Consider the following 577-nt stretch of genomic DNA (forward strand, 5'->3'; position numbering starts at 1 on the left):
CCCTTGCTGATAATATCGCCTACTTATATTAAGCTTTTGCTCTTTACAGAGCAGTATCCCAAGGGAACAAAGAGCGAGCACTCGTCTATGCTTAACGGTATTAGCCTGATAACGTCGTTGTAAGCCAGCCTTCTCACCCGCACTGCCAAGCAGGTAATGAAACCAGTTAGCCAGGGCTGCCAAGAGCAGTAAGATCTCCAAGCGTGATTTCTTGCGAGTACCATGTAGATCGCTACCTAACCCGTAACGGTGACTTTTTTGATCCCGGAAGCTTTCTTCTATCTGCATTCGGCAGCTATAGCATTTGGCAATTTTCTCGGCATATCCATGACTTTCTGGTAAAGAGGAAACTAATAGCCAAGGCTCTTTGTATTGCCTGTTTTTATCTCTTTTCAATAACTTGTAACCTTTTCCAACCAAAACAGCTTGTGTTTCATAGCTCTGAGATTGGGTGAGTAAGATGTTGCCGACATGCTTGGGCTTGGCTTTGGCCTTACGATAAAATTGGTTAACAGTGATAAACTCTTCCTGCTCTGCCACTTTCAGCTTCACATTCCCTCTGACTCTGGCGACATAA

General features: G+C 44.4%; 1 protein-coding gene. It reads right to left on the reverse strand.

Annotated features, from left to right (window positions below; translation table 11 throughout):
- A partial coding sequence (locus tag AAY72_RS05990) for an IS4 family transposase (RefSeq protein WP_156411288.1) occupies positions 1–577 on the reverse strand: 577 nt, incomplete at both ends.

The sequence above is a fragment of the Alishewanella sp. WH16-1 genome, from assembly GCF_001441695.1.
Taxonomy (GTDB): domain Bacteria; phylum Pseudomonadota; class Gammaproteobacteria; order Enterobacterales; family Alteromonadaceae; genus Alishewanella; species Alishewanella agri.